This window comes from Bacteroidota bacterium (genome assembly GCA_013360915.1).
GTDB lineage: Bacteria > Bacteroidota > JABWAT01 > JABWAT01 > JABWAT01 > JABWAT01.
Genome location: JABWAT010000002.1, coordinates 303,125 through 329,050, shown reverse-complemented (window position 1 = coordinate 329,050; position 25,926 = coordinate 303,125). Strand labels below are relative to the sequence as shown.

Here is a 25,926-nt window from a genome sequence, read left to right as displayed (position 1 = left end):
GAATTGATTCATGGGATTTTTTGATCTGTTCAGCACCGAAATCGGAATTGATCTTGGAACAGCCAATACTCTGTTTTACGCCCGCGGTAAAGGGGTGGTGCTGAATGAACCTTCTATCGTTGCCGTGGACCGTGTTTCCAAATCGGTGGTGGCCATCGGAACCGATGCGCGGCAGATGCACGAGAAGACCCACGCAGACATTGTAACCATCCGTCCTTTAAAAGACGGGGTGATTGCCGATTTCGAAATGACCGAGGAACTGATCCGTGGTTTTATCCGCAAGGTCAATACCTCCTGGTTCCCTTCCATCAGACGAATGGTGGTTTGTGTTCCCAGCGGTGTGACTGAAGTGGAAAAACGGGCCGTTCGCGATTCGGCCGAACACTCGGGTGCAAAGGAAGTTTACCTGATCGCCGAACCCATGGCGGCTGCCATCGGAATTGGTCTGGATGTGGAACAACCCGTGGGAAATATGATCGTGGATATCGGGGGAGGAACCACCGAAATCGCGGTTATTGCCCTATCGGGTATCGTGGTCGATGAATCCATCCGGATTGGCGGTGATGAAATGGATCAGTCCATTATTCAGTTTTTCCGCAGAAATCACAATTTGCTGGTGGGTGAAAAAACCGCCGAAAACATTAAACGACTGATCGGCAGTGCCACTCCTCTCGAAGAAGAGCAAACGGTGACCGTAAAAGGCCGTGACCTCGTTACCGGAAATCCTAAGAACATTGATGTAAACTCAATCGAAATCCGCGATGCCTTAAATGAACCGGTCGAAGCAATTGTTTCGGCCATCCGTCTGGCCCTCGAACGAACCCCTCCGGAACTGGCTGCCGATATTCTTGACCGTGGTATCATGCTGACCGGTGGTGGTGCATTGATCCGTGGTCTCGATCAGCGTGTGCGCGAAGAAACCGGACTGCCGGTTCACGTGGCCGATGATCCGCTCACAGCCGTGGTCCGGGGAACCGGCCGGGTGCTCGAAGACATCGACAAGTACAAAGCCGTTCTGCTTAAAGCGCGCCGGTACTGATCAGGTCCGGTTGAAATCCCCGTAACCGGTTATGCAACGACTCATCGAACTGATTCTGACTTTCAGGGACCAGATTACGCTGGTTCTTCTGGTCATTATCAGCAACCTGCTTATTTTTTCGAATCAGATTCCGCAGATGAATCAGCTGAGAGCTCTGGCCTTCAGTTTATTTGCTTCTGCTGAGGAAACCGTTGGCGGAATCACACGTCTGACCGATGCGATACGGGAAAATGATCTGCTGCGTCAGGAAAACCTGCGGTTAAGCGAAGAAGTCTACCGCCTCCGGTCTGCCCGCCTCGAAAACATCCGGCTCCGCCGGGAACTTGGGTTTTCACCTGCCAATGACCCGGATCTCATTCCGGCCGATGTGATCAGGAAAGAATTGTTCCAGCGTGAAAATTACTTCACGGTCAACAAAGGAACCTCAGCCGGAATCCGTGAACAAAGCCTCGTCCGTACTTCGGAAGGAAGTGTCGGCCGGGTCGTTCTGGCCACCGACGACTATGCACTCATTCAACTCATGACCAGCAAAAGTTTCAGAATGGGCGCCAGAATCCAGCGGACAAACACGGAAGGAATTGTTACCTGGAATGGTGAACATCCCGGCCATGTGTACCTGTCGAACATTGTCCAGACGGCTGATGTGAGAAAGGGAGATCCGGTGGTAACCTCGCGGTTCAGTTCCTTTGCACCCGAAGGCATTCCGGTGGGCATTGTGGATTCCATCCATGTCGATCCGCGTCAGCTTTTCAAAACCATCCGCGTTAGAACCATGGTCGATCTCACCAAAACCGATCATGTCTACATCATCCGGGCAGAATCTGCCGATTCCACCCTGCTTCCGGAACTGACCACCGAGACTGCCCCATGAACCGGACCCTCTTCATTTTAACCATTCTGACCGTGGCGGTTCTTGCTGTCCAGACGTTTTTTATAGACCGGCTGGTCCTGTTCGGAATCCGCGCCGATATCGTTCTGATCCCCATTGCTGCCCTGGCTTTTCAGACCGGACGCATGGTGGGAATGGGCTACGGATTCCTGACAGGTCTGATTGTGGACATGTCGACCGGGTTCCTGGGAGTAAATGCCCTTTCAAAAACCATCGCAGGGTACCTCTGGGGTTCCTTCCACACCGAAGGAAAACCACTGAATAACTGGCTTCCTAATCAGTTTCTTCAGGTTTTTGCCATCGGCTGTGTGTTTCATTACCTCATTTACTCGGGGTTTATGCATCTGTACCTGGCCGATTCGGTCTGGCAGTTTATCATTAAATATCTGGGCGGACAGACACTTTACACTCTGTTGTTTGCCTTTCTGTTCCGGCTCTATTTCTGGAGCCGGCAGCGGTGAAGTTTTTTAATACATCCTGGCTGGGAAATACCGGAAGGCAGCGGGTGTTTCTGGTGCTGGGTGTCTCCCTGTTCCTGGTTGTGGCCGGCCGGTTGTTTTACCTGCAGGTGATTAAAGCCGATGTGTTTATGAAGGAATCGCGGAAAAATGCGATCCGCGACATTCCCATCATTCCCATCCGGGGAAATATGTATGACCGGCATGATCAACTGGTCATCGATTCCTATCCGTTTTATTCCCTGACGGTTACTCCGCGGGACTATCAGCCCGAACAAACCGGACTTCTGATTGATCTTCTGCAAACCGACTCGGCTACCTTCCATTCCAAACTGGATGAAGCCAGACGGTATTCACCTTTCGTCCCATCGGTGCTCTTCAGAGATGTTCCCTACCCAACCATGGTCACCTTTGAAGAATCGGCCTGGAAATTACGTGGTGTCAGTTATCGGGTGGATACCAAGCGAAACTATCCCGGCGTGATGAAAGGCAGTCACCTGTTCGGATATCTGGCAGAAGTCACTCCCGATATTATCCGGACCAATCCTGAGTTTTATGCCCTCGGCGACATGACGGGGGGTTCCGGACTGGAGAAATTCTATGAATCAGCCCTCAGGGGTGTTAAAGGGCATGAATTCTGGCTGGTCAACGCAACCGGTCAGCTTGTGGGCGAACTTGATAACGGTTCACTGAACATGGCACCAGTCAATGGAGATGACCTGTTTCTGACCATTGATGATGGCCTTCAGGCGTATGCAGAGCGTCTGATGGAAGGCAAAGCAGGCGGCGCCGTGGCCATCGACCCCAGGTCGGGAGAAATTCTGGCCATGGTGAGTAAACCAGACTTTGATCTGACTGCGCTTTCCGGACTAAAAAACTCCGCCTTCTGGCGTGACCTGGTCAGTGATCCGACCAAGCCACTGTTTAACCGTGCCACCCTCACCCGTTACCCGCCCGGCTCGACTTTTAAGCCTCTGATGGCAGCGGCGGCCCTTGAAGAAGGGGTTATTACCGAGACCACAAAGCTAAACTGCAACGGCATATTTTATTTCGGAAACCGCGGGTTCAAATGCCACGGCGGCCGGCATGGTGCCATTGATGTAAGAACAGCCATTCAAAAATCCTGTAACTCATTTTTCTATCAGCTTGCACTGAAAATTCCCCTCGACCGGTTACATGCCTATGGATTGATGTTTGGCCTCGGCCGGGTTTCCGAACTGGACCTTTATGAACAACGGGCCGGCCTGATACCCAACACCACTTATTACAACCGTGTTTACGGACCCAACGGCTGGACCCGTGGTTTTCTTGTTTCACTCGGAATTGGTCAGGGAGAAATTGGTATTTCACCACTTCAGTCAGCCATGATGACAGCCACCATTGCCAACGGTGGAATCTATTATCAGCCGCATCTGGTCAGAAAAATTTACCGGAAACAAACAGGAAAAACTGAAACCCTCCCGATTATCTCACGCCGGATCCCCATTTCTGAATCCAATCTGAAAATTGTGCAGGACGGCATGGCTCAGGTGGTCGAAGCCGGAACCGCCAGGGGAACAAAACTTCCCGATATCCGGCTGGCAGGAAAGACCGGTACGGCCCAGAACCCGCATGGCGAGGATCACTCCTGGTTTGTCTGTTTCGGACCTGTTGATTCGGCCAGTATTGCCATTGCGGTCATGATTGAAAATGGTGGTTTTGGTGCGGTTTCTGCGCTTCCCATTGCCCGTCAGATGCTGAAATATTATTTCTACGGACCCGATTTTATCAAAAAAGAAGAAGAAGCGGCGGCCCGTATTTCCTCTCAACCGGTTCTGAAAACCCGTTCAGATTCCCTGAGGTTCGCCGACTGATATGCTGAAACGTTCCTTACCCATCGACTGGACCATCATTATCTGTGTTCTGATCCTGATCACGGCCGGCTCTCTGGCCATTTTCAGCACCACCATTAACTCGGGCGTAAGTGAAAATTTCTATCGTCAGATGATCTGGGTGGTCATTTCTCTGGCCATGGCCGTCTCCTTTTTCTTCATCAATCTGCGGATGTTTCAGATCATTTCCATTCTGTTGTATGGAATCAGCCTGATCCTGCTCGTCCTGGTGCTCCTCGTCGGACGTGAAGTATATGGAAGTCAGTCCTGGCTCTACATCGGGCCGATCGGCATTCAGCCCTCAGAGTTCACGAAATATACCACGGTGCTGATGGTAGCCAATTATCTGAGTATCGGAAAAGCAGGCCGCCATATCTGGGTTCAGCCCATCGTCGGCGTCCTGATTATCCTTGTTCCGGTGGGTCTGATTCTGATGCAGCCAGATACCGGAACCGCCCTCGTTTTTCTAGGCATGACCATTCCCCTGCTTTTCTGGGTCGGACTGGATGAACTGGTCACTTTCGTTCTGATTTCTCCCGTCATCTGTGCAGTACTGGCGTTTATCAATTTCTATTTCTTTGTCGGATTCATCATCATCGGAATCCTGTTCATTTTCGCCAAAAGAAGCAACCTGTTTAATTCCCTTCTCTACATTTCCATGAATCTGGCATCCGGATTCGGTACCGTTTACTTCATCGAGAACGTTTTACTTCCTCACCAACGGAAACGGCTCGAGATTCTGCTCGATCCCTTCATCGATCCGAAAGGCGCAGGGTATAATGTAATTCAGTCAGAAGTGGCCATTGGCTCGGGCGGATGGTTTGGCAAGGGATTTATGGAAGGAACGCAGACCCAGCTGGGATTTCTTCCCAAGCAATGGACCGATTTCATTTTCTGTGTGATTGCGGAAGAATATGGTTTTATCGGTGGCATGATCCTGATAATCACCTTTGCCGTCCTGCTGGGAAGATTGCTGACCATTGCTGGTCAGACCAAAAACCGCTTTGCTTCTGTTTTCCTGATGGGAACGGTTCTGGTCATCGGTATTCACCTGTTCATCAATCTGGGCATGACCATGGGACTGCTTCCCATTATCGGCATTCCGTTGCCATTCGTCAGTTACGGTGGCAGTTCCATGCTCACCTTTATGGCATTCACCGGCACCGCTTTGGCCATTTATGCACAGCAGCGGGATGAACTGCCCTCTATCTGAGGAGTCAGAGAAGAATCTCAAGTTCCTTTCTGTGCAGGTTCAGCCAGTTTAATACCAGCCGCATTTCATCCACTGCTTCAGGACCGAACTGATCGGGAGGGGGTTGGGAGGCAACCATTTCCCTGAATTCGGATAGCTGTAATTCAAATTCCCTGTTCGCTTCCTGACCAGCAACATGACCATGATTAATCAGCAGACCGAACCGGATAAAATAAAAGTCAAAGGCCTCCTGCTGACCGGCACGCGGGTGTTTAACCACCAGAGATTGTCGGGTCAGACCATTGGCCCTGTTGAAATAGAGAAAAACCCGCCCAAGTTCCCTGATCCGGTCCCGCAAAACAGCCGCCCACTCAAACTGCTCATTCGCTGCCGCTTCCTGCATCCGGGAGTTCAGTGAGTCGGTAAGCGCACGGTTTTCCCCCGAAAGAAATCCGGCCAGCACATCAATCCGCTCTCCATACGCTTCTTTGGAAATTTCACCGGCGCAGGGCCCGGGACATTTGCCCAGAGAATAGTAAGTACAAAGTTTTCCGCGGGCAAAGGTGGAATCATCGCAAGGACGCAACCAGCCGGTATCCAACATCCAGTCATGTATGGCACCTGCATGAAATGAACTGGCAAACGGTCCGTAGTAATCTGCAGACCGGTCATTCAGATGGCGGGTGGCCTCAAGACGGGGAAACGGATGCCGGCGGTCCAGTTTCAGAAATGGGTAACTCTGATAATCAAGCAACAACCGGTTATACGGTGGCTGATACTGCTTGATCAGCCGTGATTCCTGAACCAGCGCTCCCAGTTCGGTCTGTGTTTCTGCAAACCGCACCTGACGGGCAAGCCGGATCATTTTGAGATTTTTAGACGACTGGTTGTGACGGCCGGTAAAGTAACTGAGCACCCGCGAACGCAGATCAACTGCTTTTCCCACGTAGAGAATACGCCCATGGGTGTCCTCGAACCAATAGACACCGGCCGAGGAGGGAAACGTTTCAGAAACCAGATCTTTCAGCCGGGCCACTGTTGCAGGCAGAGGTCGGTTTTCATCCACCTTTCCATACTGAAACTTCGACAGATCCTGCAAAGACTTATCCGGAAATTTTTCGATAAAGGTATCGGTCTGAAGAATAAACAGCGAGGCCGTGGTTTCTGCATCTCCCATGGCCCGGTGAGCCCTTGGGTTTCGGATTCCATGAAACCGGGCCATTGAGGAAAGACTGTAACTTTTCAAGCCCGGCCACAGTCGCCTTCCCAACCGGACGGTGCACAACCAGGTCCAGCCAGGATCGCGGATTCCAAGCCTTTTCCATTCATTGCGGAACATTCCCCGGTCGAAGGATGCGTTTTGCGCCACCACCCAATGTCCGGTCATGATTCGCTCCACCTCTGGCCAGATATCGGCAAATGAGGGCGCTTCGAGCACCATGCTGTCATCAATTCCCGTTAATCGGGTGATGAAGGAAGAAATATGCTGTCCCGGATTGATGAGCCATTCCCACCGGGCCGTCACTTTTCCATGGTTCACTTCCACCATGGCCAGTTCAATAATCCGGGCAGAGGGACCCATGCCGGTGGTTTCTGTATCAAGAACAATAAACGGATACATGGGGTGTCCTGCAGGTTCCTGAAACAATCCTGTTACCGGCTTTGTTGATTCTGCAGAGGTGGAATCGGACTTCATGGAAGGAATCATGCTGTTTATTTATACAGTAATTTCATCATAAGCCGGGTTGAAAGCAAACTGGTAACCGGGATTGGAGTCCTGTGTTCTTTCTGGCGATATTTACCGGCTTAAAAAACGGAGTGACTGAAGAACACATGGCATCCATCACTTTCCGGCATCTTGGTTCTCTTCTGGTGGTGTCCATCGTGTTTTTTTTCATCGGCATGGCTCTGCAGCCACTGAGGACAGTCAATACCTCCAAACCTGATCCGACCATTGCCCGGTGGCTGTCGGTTCCGGGAATTGATTGGCAGGATCCGCTGCATCAGGCCATTGTGGCCGACCTGATTGAGGCAGCCAACCCGGATTCCGATGGTGAAATGGTTGTCCGATCCATCAGACGGTATCAATCCGATCAACTGGCACGTGGTCTTGCAGAAAACAGACAACAGGCCGGGCTGGTATTTCATGATCCGTTCAATGCCCTCCGTCAATTTTCAGAGTTTACCCTGCTGTATGCAATTGTCCTGATTTTTTCGGTTTTTGGGGCACAGACCATCGGTACTTACCGGTTTTTACTTTTCATCCGGAAGGAGGAACAGGAGTCGGAAGGATGGCACGATGCCGGCCGGACCCTTTTGCTTTTCGTTCTCTTCTCTCCCGGTTTTCTGGTTGCATACAGCCTCAAAGCCTTCTGGACCGCTGATTCCTGGCCGGTCCTGGTGGCATTAGGTCTTCTCACCAATGGAAGTCTGGCCCTGTATTCCCAAAAATTCCTGAACCTGCTTCTGACCAATCACCATCACGGATTTATTCAGATGGCACGGGTCCGCGGTGTCAATGAAAATTTCTCACCCGGTAAACCAGATGGGGTTCCCTGGCGGGTCATCCTTTCCTGGAAAAAGTCCTGTCCGGGACATCTTCTTCATCATTCCATGTTAAACGCACGGTTGGATTACGGACCCACCGCACGCGAACAGGCAGCCTTCACGGTCACCTGTCTGATCATTCTGGAAATGGCCCTGAACATTCAGGGACGTTTCGGGTATGAATTGCTAAGACAGGTCCTTTTCCGGAACTTACCCGATGTGCTGATCATGATGGCTTCCCTCTTCCTGCTGGTGCGGGCCACTGAATGGGTCGTCGATGTGCAGCGTTACCGGAAACAACTGAGTATGGATCGATCAGCATCCGGAGACAACCCATGACCGGCTGGATGACCCACAGGGACCGCCGCTGGTTCCTGATCTGGATCACAGGCCTGCTGATTTTACTGGCATGGAATCTGCTGTTCCTCAACCGGCCGGCTATGTTGAGAGTATGGTCCGGTTTTGGTAATACCCTGATGATCACCGTCGTCAGTCTGTGCACCGCCACCCTTCTGTCGGTTTCCTTTTCGCTAATCATGACCCTGACCAGATGGAACCATCACCGCTGGATATTCACAATGCTGGATCTGATCCTCGGGACCTTACGGTCAGTTCCCCAGATCATCGGACTCCTTCTGGGATTTATCATTCTGACCCTGCTTATCCAGGCAGACTGGCTGACCTCACCCACCCTGATCCTGACCGGAATGGGTCTTACCGTCGGATTGGTCATGTTTCATGAATTCACCGACATGCTGAATGACCGGATTGCCGCCTTTGAACAAACCGATTTTGTTCATGCCTCAAGGGTAGCTGGCGTTCCTGACCGGGTATTGATCCTGATCGAAATCTGGTGGAGAAACAGCCGCCCCCACCTGATCAATAAACTTATCAGCGGAACCGGTCTGACAATCTTTCTGCTTTGCAGCATTGATTTTGTGCTTTCGGTCGGACTTTCACAAACGGTCAGTGCGGTGAACTTTCCTCCCACGCTCGGCTCAATGCTGGCCCATATCGACAGCAAACAGGACATCCTTTCCATCGGTGTGTTGCTGTCCGATCCAACTTACTTCTGGCCGATGATAACCCGCCACCTTCAGGGCTTGTCAGTCGCCTTTCTCATCACCTTTACCCTGGTCTGCTGGTTCCGCATCGGCAATGGCTATTCCGGAAGGCATCATCTGTGAATCCCTGGTCGTTTTCCCTTACCATCAGCAGTGAGGCCCGGCGTCTGGTTCAAATTGAACGGTTTTTAATTCAGCCCGGAAAAATCAACGTTCTCTTCGGTGAATCCGGCATCGGAAAAAGTCTCATTGCCCGTTCCCTGTTTGGTCTTGCCGATCAGACCCGGCTTGGACTGCGCGTAAACGGTGAACGATATGAAGACTATTGCAAAACAGCACGGACTCAGACCTTCAGAAAACAGGGATTTTTCGTCTTCCAGGAACCCTCCACTCACCTGAATCCGGCCATGACCGTGCAGGACCAGCTTCATGAAGCAGACCTGGCCGGGCTTTCCGGCGAGGAGGCGATTCTGACCGCGCTCTGGCAATCGGATGGATGGAAACCTCTTCTGCCTGTCTATCCGCAATCTTACCGTCCCAGTGGCGGAGAAAAACAACGATTTCTGCTGGCCATGGCGCTGCAAAAGGCCAAACGACTGCAGAAAGGATCAAATCCGGAAGCCCTTTTTGTTTTCGATGAACCCACCGGCAGTCTGGATAATGGATTCCGCAATGCATTTCTGCAGCAACTGATGCAGTCTTACCGGACTTATGGAACCACCGCACTGCTGATCACACACGATTACACCATCATCACGTACCTGCAGGAACAGGAATGGCTGCCTCATTTTCAATTTCAGGAACTGAGCCGGCAACCGGATGGATCGGTCACGCAGACAGAATTTGACGCAGCCGGTTATTCCGGCTGGCAGCAATCCCTTCAGCCTTTGAAACAAACCAATGGCCACCCAGTCCTGTCCCTCGAGTCAGGACTGGAGGTTCACGGGCGCCGGCTCGTTTTTTCCAATGAGGCAGCCAATCAGGTGAACCTGTCGCTGACAGCCGGTAATCTGACCTATCTGAAGGCACCAAGCGGAGTGGGAAAAACCACCATTGCCCGTGTCATTCTTGGTTTGTACCGCGCCTCAGATCTGAATCTGACCATCGGAAGCCATTTACTGAATGGAAACACTCCGCCCGGGTTCTGGAAAAATACCCTGTGGGGAAAGACCCTTTCCATGGCCTTTCAGCTGGCCGATGAAGCGCTGAACCAATCTTCAACGGTGGAACAGGTCTTTTTTGCATTGCGCAATCCAGATCTTTCCACGTCTGAACAGGTGCGCGCTTACCTTCAAACTGCATTCATCAATCAGATAGACCCGGGCTTTCTGAAACAAAAGGTGAAATTCCTGAGCGGTGGCCAGAAACAGCGACTGAATCTTCTCAGAAGCATGGCTGCCTCTCCCCGGATTCTGATTCTCGATGAACCATTGAACGGAGTTGATTTCCGGACGATTCAGCTTTTTATGAACCTGCTTACAACGGCTCTGGAAAAACAGACTGCCGTTTTACTGATTTCTCACAATGAAGCCATCTTTGACCGCCTCACCAGACCTGGCAACCGGATCTTTTTATCAGCGGATATCGTCTGATGGGCATTAATAGATGGAATTTACCGGTCCTCATGATTGTTTTAAGCACAAGTTCCTTTTCCCCGGAGGTTAATCATGCATAAAGTACTTTTTCTGGTGTTGATCGCTGCAACCGCCCTGACCGGCTGTTCCACTTTCAGCGAACTCTCTCCCAAACCCCCGATTTCGTCTGCCGAAGGCACTTACATCGAACTGAAAGCGGGTGATAACCGGTTCGACCTGTCTGCAAAAAACAAATATTACATTGCCTTCCCCGGAACCGACCGCGAAGGAATGGCCCTGGCTTTGAAAAGCGACCAGTTTGATGTGCTTCGTTTTTATTTCACCAGCCGGTTCGATGACGGAAAGGGCGAGATTGTTAAAATCAAAGAAATGGAAGCGGCACCGGCCGGATTCCGTGCCTGGAAATTTGAACGGTCAGGCCAGACGCACTACTGGGTGATTGATAGTGTGACGGCCGACCTGACTCTAAACCTACAATACCGTTACCTCCCCGACTGGCGTTTCCGGTTCGAATCAACCTTTGCTGCTCTGGAAAAGGATCATCAGTCGGCCATTGCAAACCGGTTGTACGTCGATTCCCTCGGATCTAAAGTCAATTTTCAGGGATTTCAATTCCCCACTGCGCTTGCTGAACTTGAGAAATTCATCGGCATACAAAAACAGGTTCAGGCCGGTCTCACTCAGCTCAAGTCAGTGATCCCGGTTGCAAGCCAGACTTCCGCAGACCCATCCTTCAGTTCATGGAATCAACTTTCCTCGGCCGTTGCCGATGAACTGGCCTTCCAAAACCTTTACCTGAAACTGCTGAAGGCCTACAGGCTCGAATCTGAAACCCGTAATAATCCGGCCATGCTGGCAGGTTCCATCGAGGTTCTCAGCGATCTTCTTGGCTCATTAAACCGGTTTCCTGCCGGAACCCAGTCCGAGATCCTGAAAACATTCCGCCCGCGGGTTCAAAGTCTGACCTCCTGGTTTGATCAGCGCATCCGGCAGAAACAGGATATAAAACCCTTCGATGAAAACCTGGCTTCGGTCGAATCCCTGTATCCTCTGCTCTCCCTCACACCTGCAGCCGATTTTAATCAGGTGGTTGGTTTCAGAAACCGTTTTAACCAGAATACCACTCAACTATCGACCCTGACATCCACTCTGGAAAAGCTGAGCGGGGAGGTCAGTGAGTATCAGGGATGGCCCACTTCCGACTTTTATCAGGGATTGGTCAGACGACTCGAGAACCTGCAATCTTCCCTTCCTCGTGTTCAGACCAGCGAATATGGTACCTGGTCGGGAACGCGGGCTGTCAGCCTTCTGAACGGTCAGATCAGGTCCGCTCTCGATCAGTATAACAAGACGTTGTCTCAATACCGCCGGGCAGGAGCAGCCGCCGGAACCATTTCCCAACTGAAAAATGAGAACGATTTTAAATCGATTCTTTCCCTTCTGAACCGAAACAAGGACCTGGGTTTTCTGCTGGCACAGTACCGCGGTCTGGATGAAGCCTCGGTAAATGCCCAACGTGATTCCATCTCTGCCAATATCCGCAACCATGAATTTGGTGCCGCCGAAAATGGCCTGATCGAATTGAACCGCGACACCGATTATCTGGATCTGAAAGCCATTCTTCCGTACAAGTCCCGCACGGTAAGAGATCTCGAGCAGACTCTCTTCCAGACCGTGGAATCCCTCACCGATGAGCTCGTCTCCGGCTTTATGAAGGAAAACAGTCAGACTGTTGATGCCGTTGACAGTTTGTACACCGCCTCCGTCTGGGAACCTGTTTACACCATTTCCTACACCACGGGAAATGAGGGTGATCTGCAGAAGAAAAACCAGGCCATCCGTGACCGGTTAACCCGGTTGAAAACCGTCACCTTTCCAGAAAATGCCATCGATCTGATTTACCGGGATTTTCTTTCCAATCCATCTGCCAACGGAGTGGCGAAGGCACGTGCCATCCTTGCCCACGGAAAAATGTATAAAGGAACCGATCAGAAAATAAAAACGGCCATTGCCGAGGTGGATCCGATGCTGGCCAAACGCATCACCAAGCCAACCCAGTACCGGAAAGTGTTTGTCACACCCGTCACCTCAAATCAATCGGGAAGCAATGACTACCGGTTCCGGATGAATCTGGTCATGGAAACCGATGCGGCCTTTCCCGTTTGGGATATTAATATCAAATTACCAGCCGAATTGGCCAAAAATGCCAGCCAGGAATCCTGGTTTGAATCGATCACCATCAATGGTAAACCCATTAAAAATGAAGGTCGGATTGTGATCGAAGCTCCCACCGCTGCCAATGATTATACAGCCAGAATCACCCCGATCCAGACTAACAAGGGGAAAGAAAACATTCTGGACGTTCAGTTCAGACACCGGTCATTCAAGGTTCATGAAATCAGTGTCATGACCCAGGTACCTCTTATCCGTAAAAATTAACCGAACCGGAGCATCACATGAAAAAAGGACTTCTCATTGGCGGTGGAATTGCTGTTGTGGCCCTGCTCACCTTTCTGTTCTGGCCATCCAACCGGCTGAAAGATACCATTGCCATTCCATACATCTCACACCAGCCTCCTGTTCTGGACCCACAGCTTCCGGCAGCCGACCCGTTATCCGATAAACTGGATGAAGTGCTGTATGATGGTCTGTTTAACATCTCCGCAAATCCGTCGGGAATCGTTTATGAAGATGGATTGGGTGAACTGGTCGGGATTACCACCGAAAATACCGTGATTATCCGTCTGAAACCGGGTAAAAAATGGCATGATTCCTGGAAACCGGTCGTTCAGGATGATGAACTGACCATCAGCGAAGGAAACATGGTTCCGGTCACTGCACGGGATATCCGATTTACCCTGCGCCGGATTCTGGCACTGGGAAGTTTGTCGCCCGATTATATTCTGGTGGCACAGGCTCTCGAATCCTTTGACTTCACAGGTCCCGATGAAAACGATGAAATACGGTTTCAGTTAAAACCCACCAGAATCTGGACCGAAAATGATGTCAAGGAAGTCTTTTCTTTTAAAGTTCTGCCTGCAAGCTCTCAGCTGAATCAGGCTGCCTATCCGATCGGATCGGGACCCTACCTGCAGGTCAGACCGGAAGGAACCCCGGATTGGTTCATCAGAATGCCAGGGGGGCCGGCCGGAATCACCACTCTGAAACTGGTTCCGTTTATTGATAACTCCACCTACCAGACCGAGTTTGCCAACGGTGAGTTTAATGTTCTTCCGGGTACGCCCTTCGGATCTTCCTCTCCGCTCCTGTCTGACCCGGAGGAATTTTTTGCCAAACCCAACATCAGCACCACCTTCTTCGCGGTTTTATTCAACACCGACCGTCTGAGTCTGGAACAGAGACAAAGTCTGCGCGGATTGCTGAACAATCAGGCCATTCTGAGCCGGTTTTTCAAAGCCGGAACACCCCAGCAACGGCCGGTGACCGACTACAAGGGAAAAACCAATGCTTACAATGATTTTCTCAATTACAGTGTGTTTCCCTCAAGTTCCTATTACATCGAAGAGGAAGTGGTGACCCCTGCCCGTTTGTCGGCAGGACCTGATCTGTCAGTACTTCCCGATTCGGTCCGGATCAAAGTGTTTCTGAATGCAGGAAACCGTGAAGAGTTATCCGAATTGGTCACCATACTGAATGAACCAGCCATTGGTAAAAACCGGATCCGGGCCACAGCCGCCTCGGCCGAAGACCTCCGTACCGGTAATTACGATGCGGTTCTGGTGGCGGTTAATGGCTACCGGAGCAATTTCCTGTTCGATCTGTACGATATTTTCCTGCGGGAACCTGATCCTGAACAGTACCGGATCAATCTGGTAACCAATGGAATGGGAGGTACAGTGAATGCCTCGTCCCTGGCCGGCAACCGGAACTACTTCCGGCTGGATGCCACCGACACCAAGGGCGATCCTGAAAAGGAAGCACTCCTGCTTGAATACGTCTACGGATTTATGGCCGCATCGAACATCGGGGACAAACAGGAATATGCCAGACGGGTCGATCAGACCGAACATGAACTGGCTCTGGGAGCCTGGCTCTTTTCCCTTCCGAGTCTGAATTACTTCTCCACTCAATTTGACCCTGCCAGTATTTATCTGTACGGAGTGACTTCACAGCTCTCCACCATTGAACAATGGCGCGAAGCCATGAAAAAGTAAGAATGATCCGGTCGGTACTCACCCTCATTCTGGTCGGATTTTTTCAGGCAGGTGTAGCTCAGTCCGTTCAACCTGCCTGGCTCGGGCAGGTGGTTTCAGAAACTAACCAGGTGCTCACAGTCGCAGCAAAGGAAGCCGGGGTGACAGCCCCGGTTCTTGTTATCCGGAATGTTAAGAATGGATGGGAAGTGACGACCATAAATCCGGTAAACCACTCCCTAGCCAGAACGGTCGATGCGTTATTCAGGAAACTGGCCCTGTACGCACGGTCAGACGGGTACCGGATTGACCTGGAGGAGCAGGTGATCCGCATTACCAATGGGGGTGAAGCCGGCTGATAGCCGGTTCGTTTCTACTTCAGATAAACCACCGGTTTTGAAATGGTCGATCCGGCTGTGCGGATGATGATGTAATAGACGCCCGAAGCCACCGGCTGCCCGGTCGGAGACCATTGCCACTCATGCCTTCCCGGTGTCAGTTGAATTTTTTGAGTCATTTGCACCTGACCCAGCACCGACACCACCGAAATGGTGGCCTCTCCGCCTGTCGCTACTGAATAATCCATTTGTACCGACGGATTGAACGGATTCGGCCATATAGAATGCACCTCGAGCTTTCCAATTGTTTCCCCGGTTGATTTCACTCGGATAACCGGATAGGACGTCCGTTCACCCGATGCCGACAATTCATCCAGCCGGTAATACCATACCCGGGCCTGATGGGGAACAAGGTCCGTCCATTCATACTGCCCGCCATTGGTGCCATGGGGGGCTTTTTTATCCGTCAGATCAACCGACGCAATTTTCCTGAATCCATCCGCCGGATGGTCCGACCGGAAAACTTCAAATCCGGCCGATTCCCACTCCGATTCGGTACTCCAGTTTAACCGGACCGATCCGTTTATCCAATGGCCCGACCAGTCGGTCAGTTCAACAGCCGTGGCAACCCCGCCCCAGACCAGATCAACATATTCCGGATGGTCGATGTATGGATTCCGGTTGTCCTGAATTTCATAAATGGCCTTATTGCGATCGATTTCCTTCTGGCTGACGGGATCATCCTGATGCCACTGCCAGTACAGATCGAGCGCCCACTGCTCCAATGCCGGAAAGGTATTTCCCGACAGGACTGCATCGGCGTTGGATGTGTTGTTTTCCCACCCAGAGACCAGGTTTTCATAACGGGTGACCATGTAGAAAACGGTTCGGGCAAAATCACCTTTGTATTCGTCAATCGGTTCGAAAACGGTTCCTGAAAAACCCGGTGTGGAGTTTGAACCGACTTTACTTCCGTTCTGTGAGGTGTAACTGGGTGAGTTCACCCGGCCAAACGGATAGTTACTACGCCGGTTGTTCACATACCCATCGGTCGGATACAGATGAAACAAGTCAGAATACATCGGACTGGCATCGTTAAACCAGGAAGCCGGAAATGAGTGCTCCCGGTTGTAGCAATCCCCTTCTTGCGAATAACTGCCACATTGCTTCTGACCATGCGTCCAGGTTACGTTGGAGTACATATCCCATATCTTGCCATCCGACCGGCTGTCGGTTGACTGGAAGTGAGTGTAAAGCGAATTGTAACTGACCGAGGTATGTCCCTTGATGATGTTGTACAGATTGGTCTTCAGCGTCGCACCCGATCCGGTGGCCGTCTGATAGTAACCGGCCGGGATATCTCCGCCTCCACCACCTGATGAAGCCGTGGTCACGCTGACCTGAGGCGCCTCTCCATCCGTTTTATAATTGATGGATGCACCCGAATTGGTGTAGGGAAATATCTTCAGATAGTAGGTTGTCGATGCTTCCAGTCCGGTGAAAAGGACAGTTTCAACCCCGAATGAAGCGGTTTTCGTCAGCACACCGGTAAGTTCGGCCACGCCATCAACCGGCGATGGAATCGAAGCAAATCCGGTGGCAGATCCTTTGAGCAGATAACCATCCGGCAGGGTATCTCCCACTGCATCGAGCCATTCCACCGAAAAACTGGTGGCGGCCGGATTCGGGGCTATCACCGAGGTGGGATACGAACTGGGTTCTCCTTTCAGAACCGGGCCTCCCCCATCACTGCCGGTCCAGGTGATATCATCCACCGAGGCACGAACCGAGGTAATCTCAATGGTAAGTGCAATGGTACCCGATATACCAATGTTTGTTATCGTCGATGCGGTGGCCGTGGTGGTGATCGGAATGGCCGACCCCACCGTTTCACCGTTGATTTTGACCGTCAGTAAACCGCCCGATCCGGTAAATTCCTGTCGGTGAGTCAGCGTGATGGACCCGATTCCGCCCGGAATGCCAGTGACAGAAATGGATTCTGTGGTCGTCCGTCCGTCGACGGTAATGGCCGGACCTGTGATGGTCAGGTCGGTCCGCGCCTTAGAAGCCGTCCATTGAAGTCCATTATCACCGGTCCATGTCCGTGAGGCATAACTGGATTGGCCTGTGGGAATATTGGAAAAGGTTTCGGAACCCTGAGCGAAAGAAAGAACATTCAGAACAGGAAGGAAAAACAAAAAAAGCAGTTTGTGCATGAAAAACATCCCATAACAGAAAAACCTGAAAATACGAATCAGTCAATCATGTTTCGGAAATTCTGATCAGTTTTTTCACCTACTTTCCATTAAAAACTGACAAGGTTCAGGTTAAGAAAGTATTTTTTGCCAGGATCCCGATGATTACAATCATTCATTTGATCCCGTTTTTATACATTTATTGGTCCGTACGATCCCGGGCCGGGTGAACCTTGGCAGTCGACTTACTTTCATCAGGAAAGGAAACTGTCCCCGACAGGCCGATTGGCTTCCTGTCCGTTACGGAAAAACACCCTCCAGAACCGAATAAACGATATCTCTGATTTTCGATTCCTCATTGAGCAGATGATGTCGCCCTCCCGGAATTATCTCAATTTTCACGGCTGGAAAAACCTGCTGATAATACACCCGGTTCCAATCTGCATCCACCACTGTATCATGGGTTCCGGTCAGAATCAGAACCTGACGATGAGACACGGGTTCAACCGGCCGGTGATTTTCCCATTTATAGAGTGCGGCCGGCCAGCTGACCGGAACCCATCCGCTGTTCAGCGGATCAATACGCAGCAGGTTATTAAACGCCTCATCACCACTGACATTCATGACCATACGCGGAAGTCGGGAAATACCGGTCTTTTTTAAAACCGCATGGCCGAACACACCGGGCTCCCACAGAAAATGCCGGGCAAGCGGTGCGACAAACACAACCGAATCAAACGGATCAGCCATTGCTTTGGTCAGGTAATTAAACGCAATCAGGCAGGCGGTGCTGTGCCCGATAAAATGAACCGGGCCGGGAGACGAGGTTTTTACCTCACCAACCACTTTTTCAAACAATTGACTGTAAACAGAAAAGGAATCAATGGCTCCGCGGGGTCCATCAGAAAGACCATGTCCTGGTAAGTCCCAGGTAACCACCCGGTATCCGCGTTCAAGCAGAAACGCAATCAGCCGTCCGTGCATTCCGGTATGGTCCATGTAACCATGTCCGACCAGAACCGTGGCTTTCGGATCGTCAGGGTTCCATTGCTGCATAAATAGCCTGAATCCTGCCTTGCGAAGATTTCTGATTGAGTAGGTAACCTGCTTCTCATTCACCGGCAGTCGGTAAAATGAAAGATAGTCCGGATAAAACGGACTGACCGTTTTGCCCTCTGTCCAGCCACTGTCGGATAGCTGTTCAATGGTATTCCACCAGCAAACTGCTGCTGAATCAGTTGGAAAAGGGTCCCTGTTCTGAGCAGGAGAAGAAGCAGGAGCCATCAGTACTGCAAAAACCAGACTCAGATGGAAAAGGAGGATCTGTGTGTTCATACAAAAAGGTACTCATTTTACCAGGTGTTTTCTACCACGGGAAAAGTGGGTCTTTATCCTTTCGTCTTCTATTCATGGCTGATTGGTTTTTGCATTTGGTGACTCCCTCTTATCTTTGAAACCTGTAGACCAAAAGGACCACTCCATGAAGAAATCCATCTCCTTTCGTTGGATGACCCCCAATGACAACGATACCATACTGAATTTCGCAGGAAACCTCAACCGGGAGGTCACCCGTCAGCGACTGAAAAAATATCTCGATGAAATGTGGCAGACCGGGTTTAAATGTGCAGGAGCCTTTCTGTCGGATGGAACCTGTGCCGGTATTTGCGGTGTTTGGATCGGAACGAAATTTTATTGCGGACGGTATCTGGAACTTGATGACTTCATCATCGACGACCGTTTTCGTTCGGATGGTATCGGACATGAATTCATGACCTGGCTCGAAGATTATGCACGCGAGCAAGGGTGTAACACCATCATGCTCGATGCGTTTGCCACCAACACCCGGTCTCACAAATTCTATTACCGTGAAGGATATGAGATTAAAGGGTATCACTTTACCCGCGTGATTTCGGACTACAAGGGAAATGACGACCTGACCTGAAAGGATCTCCGATGAAAAGACCAGCCCACAGATTCCTGCTTCCCCTGGTTCTGTTTGCTGGTCTGATCATTTCCGGTGGGTGCTCTGTTCTTAAAATCGGGTATCTGCAGGCCGATTTTCTGGGAGCCATGATGGTGAGCCGGTACCTCGACCTCGATGCCACCCAATCGGCCCTGCTGAAACTTGAACTGAAAAACCTCTTGTCCTGGCACCGTTCACAGGAAATACCACGGTATGCGAGCAAACTTGATACCTGGTCCAGGCAAGCCCTCTCCCCCATTTCCCCCAATCAGTATGATATGGTACTGGCAGAAGCCGATTCTGCCTGGAAACGTCTGGTACAGAAAACCATTTCACCGGCCGGAATGCTACTTCCCCGGCTCACCGATGCCCAGGTTGCCCAACTGAAACAGTCCTTTGCCAAGGAGAACCAGAAGTTACTTGATTCAAGTGAAGACCTTCCGGCGGATGAGCGGTTGCAGAAACGGACCGACCGGTGGATTGAACGGATTGAAGACACCATCGGGGACCTATCACCCGACCAGACCGGAATCATCCGATCACATGTTGCACGGATGACAGAGGGGGGTGATTTGCGCTATGCCTGGAGACTGCAGCGGCAGGAAGCTTTTTTATCGATCCTGGAACAACGGAATCAGCCACAGGTGATGAAAGAGAAATTGCGGGAGTGGCTGCTGGTCCGCGATACCACTTCTGAACTGGGAAAGATTAATGACAACAACCGTCGGGTGACCCGCCAGCTCATTTTATCGCTCGATCAGACGCTGACCACTTCCCAGCGTCAGCGTTTATCAGGAACCCTGGCCTCCTACCGTGATCTGTGCGAAGACCTGCTTCCTTAAACAGCCTGTTTTTTAAGCACGGGAAACGCAATACTGAACGAGGACCCGTGACCTTTTTTAGATTGAGCCCATACCCTTCCGTGGTGCAGATCCATGATTTTCTTTACAATGGCCAGACCAAGCCCGGTGCTGGCCTCTCCGGCCGTCGGGGTTGAACTCAGTTTTTTAAAGCTGGTAAACAATTCCTTCATGTCCGAATCGGTCAATCCCTGACCGGTATCAGAAACTGTCACCAGAACCTCACTCTTCTCCTCATAACAGGTCACTGTGATTGATCCGCCCGGGTGAGTGTATTTAATGGCGTTTGTGATCAGGTTATCAACCACTTCAGCCACCCGGTCACGGTCCATGTGAACATCAGGAATCCGGCCCAGATAGTGATACTGCAGAGAAATGGATTTCTGCTCGGCCAGCCGCTGGTAAAAACTTTCGGTTTCCATCAGAAGGGTCGACACATTATCGGGTCGCTTGTTCAACTCAATTTTTCCCGCCTCAATTGAAGAAATATCGAGGAAGGCAGCGATCATGCGTGTCATTTGCTGGGTCACATTCAGAACCTTCTCAAGGTCACGTGAGGCTTTTGCAGGATCGAAGCGATTCGATTTCAGCTGCTCGGCAACGAGCTGAACGTAATTCATGATAATGGTAAGCGGGTTTCGCAGATCGTGTGCTGCAATTCCAAGAAATTCATTTTTCTTTTCGTTCAGAATGCGCAGTTCATCCATCAGGCGGGTTTTGATGAAAGCAGTCTGAATATGCTCTCTCAGATTCTCAAATAACTGAACATCCGGACTGTCAAAGGCGGTGACATCGGTCCAGTTTCCAAAAATCAGATAGCCTTCCACGACCTGATCAACCAGAATCCGGAAGACCAGCATACTTGCAGGCACTCTGTCCAGAACTTCCCACATGGGATGACTGTTCGCTGAAGGCTTTTGAATAACCAGAATATTCGGAGCAATGATTTTTCCACCGGAAATGATTCGTTCCTCGAAATCAGCCCGTGGCCCGATATTGGTATCTGCCAGAGTTGAAGTTCCCTCGGTCAGCCGGATGACATATTGCTGAAGGGTACGGTCCAGATCAATGGCAACCGAAAACTCAATTCCCTTAACCACTCTGATCTGCTCAAGAACCACCTGCAATAACCGTCCGAAATTCAGTTCAGAATTGATGGCCTTTACAATCGTGTTGATGTTTTCTAGCGATTCGGTTTTCAGAGCCAGTTCATGAGTCCGTTCTGCAACCTGTTGTTCCAGCAGGTCCTTTTGTTTTTCAATCAGATTCAGACGGGTCCGGAACCAGAACAACACAAGACCGGCAACAGAAAGACCCACCAGAATCCGGAACCACCACGTTTTATAAAATGGTGGAAGCACGGTCAGTTTGATGGCCAATCCATCCATGTTCCACTGATTGTCGCTGTTTGAGCCAATGACCCGGAAGGTATAATCACCTCCATCCAGGTTGGTAAAGGTGGCAGACCGGTTGTTCCCGGCGGTTATCCATTCCTCATTAAATCCCTCCAGTTTATAGGCATACTGGTTTTTTTCGGGATTGTTATAGTCGAGAGCTGCAAACTCGAAGGTAAAAAAGTTCTGCTCGTAACTGAGAACGATTTCGGAAAGTGAATGAAGGGTCCCGGGCAGGGTGGCAGGTTTATCAAATATCCGGAAACCGGTGAGTACCAGCGGCGGTATATGCGAATTATCGTAAACACTGTCCGGGTGGAAATAATTAAATCCGTTAAGACCACCAAACACCATGTGTCCGTCTTTCAGCCGGTGATAAGCTCCCCAGTAGAATTCGGTACTCTGAAGCCCATCCTGACTGTCATAGTTCCTGAACTTCCGTTCCTGCGGATTGAATCGGGAAAGACCACGGGTGGTGCTGATCCAGAGTTGGCCGTTATCATCGCGGGTCAGTCCGTATAAAAGATTGCTGGGGAGACCATCCTCCTCAGAAAAATAGACATCCACCTTTCCGCTCTGCGGATCAAAGAGATTCAGACCACCACCATAGGTTGCCAGCCAGAGTTTTCCGGTCCGGTCTTCGGCTATGGAAATCACACTGTTGTTATTGATCCCAAGATCATCGTCACGGTCCATCAGATACCGGGTGAACTGACCGGTTTGTTCATTCAACAGATTCAGACCATTCCAGGTGCCGATCCATAAACGACCGCGGGTATCTTCATAAATGGTCTGCACCCGGCTGTCGCTGATGCTTCCCTGATCGGTGGGATTATGACGGAATCGGGTGAAGGTTCCGGCCTCCCGGTTGATCAGATTCAGCCCGTTTTCGGTTCCGACCCAGAGATTTCCCCTTTTCGATTTAAAAATGGTTTGTATCCGGTCATCACTGAGCGAAGCCTGGTTTCCCTCATTGGCCTGAAACAATTGCATGGTCCCCGAAATCTGATTCATCCTGACCAGCCCGCCCCGCCAGGTTCCAAACCAGATTTCACCAGGTGTATCCTGAAAAACAGACGACACATCGTCGATGGGAAGGGTATTCGCCTGGCCGGCAACCCTGCGAATAGTGGTCAATTCACCGGTTTCAAGATCCATCCGCGTTACTCCACCCGAAATGGTCCCGATCCATAAATCACCGGTCATATCCTGATATAGGGCCCGGATGGTATTGCTCTGAAGGGTGTTGGTTTTACCGGTTTCCTTTTTATAGTGACGGAATTTTTCCTTTACCGGGGAGTACTTATTGATGCCATTGCCAGACGTTCCTGCCCATATGATTTTTGACCGGCTTTCAAACAGACAAAGCACCCAATCTCCGCTGATGGAATTCGGATTCAGTACATCATACTTCGACTGAACCATTTTTCCGGAATTGATATCCAGACGGAAAATGCCATCAGTAACCGTTCCAAACCAGATATTTCCGCGAGAGTCACGGATAATGGTTTCGATACGTACCCGGGACCAGGCCTGCGGGTACCGCGGGTCGTTGGTCACCCGCCAGAAATGCCCGTTGGCCGGATTCAGCCGATTCAATCCGGCATCGGTACCAACCCATACAAATCCCTGTTCATCGGCATAAACCGCCCGGATCGAGTTGTTCGAAATTGAATTGGGATTTCCCGGCTGATGCCTGAACAGGGAGAACCGTCCGGATTGGGGATTGTATGACACCAGACCGGTGGCATCATCGGTGGCAATCCACAGACGATCTTCACGGTCAATGGTAATATCCCGCATGTCATTTGAAGCCAGGGAATTGGGGACTCCGGGCTGATTGAAATACCGGGTGACTTCTCCGGTTTCGGGGTTCAGACGGTTCAATCCGAAGGCCGTGGTGATCCAGACCATGTTTCGGGAATCTTCCACCACTCCGCGTACGGTTATGTTTGATAATGCTTTCGGATCATTAAAATCGGTCGGGTAACGTCTGAACGTTTCTGTCGCCGGGTCAAAAAGGTTTAAGCCTCCCCCAGCCGTACCGATCCAGATTTTTCCCGTTTTTGATTGCTGAATGGTGAGGATATTATTATCAGACAGCGAATTAACATCGGTGGGCCGGTGTTTGTAGGCTTTTAGCCCATATCCGTCGTAACGGTATAATCCATCTGGGGTTGCGATCCATATAAAACCAGTTTCATCCTGAAGGATTCCGTTGACAATTCCAAGAGGAAAGCCTTGTTCGGCGCCCAGACGGTCAAAAAGAATAGACTGAGCCGCCGAGGTCAGGGGACCCAAGAGAAAGAAAAGGAAAAGAAGGAGGCGACTGATTCTGTGTTTCATGAATAACGGACAACCCCGGTATTGAAAACGGTCCGGGTCAAATATACAATGAATTTACAGATTTGATCGTATGACCTGGTAACCAGCCTGTGATTTTAGGGTGTTTTAATCAGGGGTAAAACCAACCCCGTTCAGGTCTTGCTGAGTTTGCTCGTCTGGTTTTGGAACCAGAGCTGATCGTCATCAAGAAAATGCGTGCTTGAATAACGCTCCCGGTTGCGGTCCTGAGTGTTCAGCGTGGCGACCAGTTCGGTCGGCTCAAAAAGGGGCGCTTCTGCAAGCTGTTGCCCTCCCGCTTTATAAACAGCTGATCCGCCCCAGAACAAAATGCCATCCTCACTGCCCACCCGGTTACAAACCGCCACAGGCAGACTTAGGGTAATGGCGTAGGATTGGGCAATCGCTTTCCATTTACTCCTGATATCAAGTGTTTCTACTGCAAGCTCACTCCGGTAAGGAGAGGCCGCCATGATAATAAGAAGATCGGCCTGCTGTTGTGCGTGCAGCCAGGCCAGTGTGGGATGCCAGGAATCTTCACAGATGAGTATCCCGAGCTTGCCAACCCGGGTGTCAGCAGGCTGAATCTCTTTTCCGGCAGAAAAGAACCGCGATTCATCAAACACGTTATAAGTCGGCAGATACCGTTTCCGGTGAACGACCCTTACTTCTCCGTTATCAATCAGAAAGACCGAGTTGAAAATCTGGCCATCCGCTCCGCGTTCAGGTGCACCGGTCAGGATGGGAGCAAACATACTGAGTGGTTTAAATTCATCGAAAAGTGAGGAATCCGGAGTGATTGCAAGATCATACGTGGCATCCATCAGCTGATAACCTGACAGGGACAGCTCAGGAAAAATAACCAGATTTGCCCCGGACTCAATGGCCTTCCGGGCAAGTTCACGGTGAGCAATGGTATTCGATTTCAGATCACACAGACGACTGTCGGTCTGAATGAGCGCCAGCCGTAGTCCGGACTTTTCGTCACTCATGCCCGGTCCCTTTCAGGCCAATCCTTGCCTAACAGGGGTACCAATTGTCTCAGCTGGCCGGCCAATGCAGAAAAGGTCTTGAATTTCAGCGACTGAGGTCCATCGGACAGGGCCGTTTCAGGATCGGGATGGACTTCAATGATAAGTCCATCTGCTCCTGCCGCCACTCCGGCACGCGCCATGGCCGCCACCCCATCCCATAAACCGATTCCATGGCTCGGATCGACCAGAATCGGAAGGTGGCTCAGCTTCTTGATCACTGGGATTGCATTCAGATCGAGGGTATTCCGGGTATACGTTTCAAACGTCCGGATTCCCCTTTCACACAGGATCACATTGGGATTGCCATTTGCCATAATGTATTCGGCAGAAAGCAGCCATTCTTCAATGGTGGCACTCAATCCCCGTTTCAGTAAAATCGGACGGCGGGAACGGCCCAACATTTCCAGCATAGAAAAGTTTTGCATATTCCGCGCACCGATCTGAATAATATCGGCGTGGTGTTCCACCTCTTCAAAATGATCGGGATTCATCAGTTCGGTTACCACCCGGAGACCAAATTCATCAGCGGCCTGCCGGATGAGTTTCAATCCTTCCTGCTTAAGCCCCTGAAAACTGTAGGGGGATGAACGGGGTTTAAAAGCACCCCCGCGCAGAAACTGTGCACCATCTTCTGCCACCCGTTCCGCTGTTCGCATGATCTGATCACGGCTTTCCACCGAACAGGGACCAGCCATCAGCGAAAAATGGGTTCCTCCGATCGGAACACCTTTCACCATGATAATGGTGTCATCGGGTTTCATTTCCCGGCTGACGAGTTTGAAAGGTTTGGAAATCCGGTGAACCTCGAGCACACCGGGCATGGAAAGGAAAATATCGTCACTGATTCCTGATTTATTTCCAGTAATACCGATGGCCAGACGATGGGCACCGGGAATCCGATGGGGCGTCAGCCGTAATTCCCTGATGCGGTCCTCGATATGACTGATCCGTTCTTCGGGGGTGTTAAGGTCGAGTAATAAAAGCATCAGT

At 50.8% G+C, this 25,926-nt stretch carries 19 protein-coding genes; 13 read left to right on the top strand and 6 right to left on the bottom strand.

Annotated elements, in window-relative coordinates; all coding sequences use genetic code 11:
• Nucleotides 1-10 precede the first annotated feature (10 nt).
• Genes HUU10_05120 through rodA form a run of 5 tightly spaced genes read left to right on the top strand, consistent with a single transcriptional unit; the run spans nucleotide 11 to nucleotide 5,470 of the window.
• The gene (locus HUU10_05120; protein NUQ80975.1) at nucleotides 11-1,039 is read left to right on the top strand and encodes a rod shape-determining protein; all 1,029 of its coding nucleotides are present in this window, start codon (nucleotides 11-13) and stop codon (nucleotides 1,037-1,039) included.
• Nucleotides 1,040-1,070: 31 nt separating this feature from the next.
• Nucleotides 1,071-1,910 (top strand): rod shape-determining protein MreC, encoded by an 840-nt coding sequence (gene mreC, locus HUU10_05115; GenBank protein ID NUQ80974.1) that lies wholly within the window; start codon nucleotides 1,071-1,073, stop codon nucleotides 1,908-1,910.
• Complete coding sequence (gene mreD / locus HUU10_05110) at nucleotides 1,907-2,389, top strand: rod shape-determining protein MreD (protein NUQ80973.1); 483 nt, start codon at nucleotides 1,907-1,909, stop codon at nucleotides 2,387-2,389. The genes mreC and mreD overlap by 4 nt, the downstream gene beginning before the upstream one ends.
• Nucleotides 2,386-4,239: a penicillin-binding protein 2 gene (gene mrdA / locus HUU10_05105; GenBank protein ID NUQ80972.1), complete on the top strand. Its 1,854-nt coding sequence runs from the start codon at nucleotides 2,386-2,388 to the stop codon at nucleotides 4,237-4,239. The genes mreD and mrdA overlap by 4 nt, the downstream gene beginning before the upstream one ends.
• Before the next feature lies 1 nt (nucleotide 4,240).
• Complete coding sequence (gene rodA / locus HUU10_05100; GenBank protein NUQ80971.1) at nucleotides 4,241-5,470, top strand: rod shape-determining protein RodA; 1,230 nt, start codon at nucleotides 4,241-4,243, stop codon at nucleotides 5,468-5,470.
• Between the two features lie 4 nt (nucleotides 5,471-5,474).
• Here rodA and HUU10_05095 read toward each other — a convergent pair whose 3' ends face one another.
• Nucleotides 5,475-7,157, bottom strand: a complete 1,683-nt coding sequence (locus tag HUU10_05095; protein NUQ80970.1) for a UvrB/UvrC motif-containing protein — start codon at nucleotides 7,155-7,157, stop codon at nucleotides 5,475-5,477.
• 125 nt (nucleotides 7,158-7,282) lie between these two features.
• Here HUU10_05095 and HUU10_05090 point away from each other — a divergent pair, with 125 nt between their 5' ends.
• The 6 genes from HUU10_05090 to HUU10_05065 all read left to right on the top strand — a co-directional run bounded on the left by HUU10_05090 (nucleotide 7,283) and on the right by HUU10_05065 (nucleotide 15,168).
• Nucleotides 7,283-8,335, top strand: coding sequence for a hypothetical protein (locus tag HUU10_05090; protein ID NUQ80969.1), 1,053 nt, complete (start codon nucleotides 7,283-7,285; stop codon nucleotides 8,333-8,335).
• Complete coding sequence (locus HUU10_05085; protein NUQ80968.1) at nucleotides 8,332-9,183, top strand: hypothetical protein; 852 nt, start codon at nucleotides 8,332-8,334, stop codon at nucleotides 9,181-9,183. The genes HUU10_05090 and HUU10_05085 overlap by 4 nt, the downstream gene beginning before the upstream one ends.
• Nucleotides 9,180-10,652, top strand: a complete 1,473-nt coding sequence (locus tag HUU10_05080) for an ATP-binding cassette domain-containing protein (GenBank protein NUQ80967.1) — start codon at nucleotides 9,180-9,182, stop codon at nucleotides 10,650-10,652. Before HUU10_05085 ends, HUU10_05080 begins: the two co-directional genes overlap by 4 nt.
• Nucleotides 10,653-10,727: 75 nt before the next feature.
• Nucleotides 10,728-13,094 (top strand): hypothetical protein, encoded by a 2,367-nt coding sequence (locus HUU10_05075; protein ID NUQ80966.1) that lies wholly within the window; start codon nucleotides 10,728-10,730, stop codon nucleotides 13,092-13,094.
• Between the two features lie 17 nt (nucleotides 13,095-13,111).
• Complete coding sequence (locus HUU10_05070; protein ID NUQ80965.1) at nucleotides 13,112-14,830, top strand: hypothetical protein; 1,719 nt, start codon at nucleotides 13,112-13,114, stop codon at nucleotides 14,828-14,830.
• 2 nt (nucleotides 14,831-14,832) lie between these two features.
• Complete coding sequence (locus tag HUU10_05065) at nucleotides 14,833-15,168, top strand: hypothetical protein (GenBank protein ID NUQ80964.1); 336 nt, start codon at nucleotides 14,833-14,835, stop codon at nucleotides 15,166-15,168.
• Nucleotides 15,169-15,182: 14 nt separating this feature from the next.
• On the opposite strand, the gene HUU10_05060 is transcribed toward HUU10_05065, so the two are convergent.
• Complete coding sequence (locus HUU10_05060) at nucleotides 15,183-17,363, bottom strand: endonuclease (GenBank protein ID NUQ80963.1); 2,181 nt, start codon at nucleotides 17,361-17,363, stop codon at nucleotides 15,183-15,185.
• Between the two features lie 279 nt (nucleotides 17,364-17,642).
• On the bottom strand, nucleotides 17,643-18,677 hold the full coding sequence (locus HUU10_05055) for an alpha/beta hydrolase (GenBank protein ID NUQ80962.1): 1,035 nt from the start codon (nucleotides 18,675-18,677) through the stop codon (nucleotides 17,643-17,645).
• Nucleotides 18,678-18,822: 145 nt separating this feature from the next.
• Between HUU10_05055 and HUU10_05050 the strand changes: the two genes are divergently transcribed.
• A complete protein-coding gene (locus HUU10_05050) occupies nucleotides 18,823-19,284 on the top strand; it encodes a GNAT family N-acetyltransferase (protein ID NUQ80961.1) in 462 nt (153 codons plus the stop codon).
• Nucleotides 19,285-19,295: 11 nt separating this feature from the next.
• Complete coding sequence (locus tag HUU10_05045; protein ID NUQ80960.1) at nucleotides 19,296-20,147, top strand: hypothetical protein; 852 nt, start codon at nucleotides 19,296-19,298, stop codon at nucleotides 20,145-20,147.
• Here HUU10_05045 and HUU10_05040 read toward each other — a convergent pair.
• From HUU10_05040 to aroF, 3 genes are all read right to left on the bottom strand, one after another.
• Nucleotides 20,144-23,905, bottom strand: coding sequence for a hypothetical protein (locus tag HUU10_05040; protein ID NUQ80959.1), 3,762 nt, complete (start codon nucleotides 23,903-23,905; stop codon nucleotides 20,144-20,146). The genes HUU10_05045 and HUU10_05040 overlap by 4 nt on opposite strands.
• Before the next feature lie 131 nt (nucleotides 23,906-24,036).
• The gene (locus HUU10_05035) at nucleotides 24,037-24,894 is read right to left on the bottom strand and encodes an acyltransferase (protein NUQ80958.1); all 858 of its coding nucleotides are present in this window, start codon (nucleotides 24,892-24,894) and stop codon (nucleotides 24,037-24,039) included.
• Nucleotides 24,891-25,922 (bottom strand): 3-deoxy-7-phosphoheptulonate synthase, encoded by a 1,032-nt coding sequence (aroF, locus tag HUU10_05030; GenBank protein NUQ80957.1) that lies wholly within the window; start codon nucleotides 25,920-25,922, stop codon nucleotides 24,891-24,893. The genes HUU10_05035 and aroF overlap by 4 nt, the downstream gene beginning before the upstream one ends.
• Between the last annotated feature and the right edge of the window lie 4 nt (nucleotides 25,923-25,926).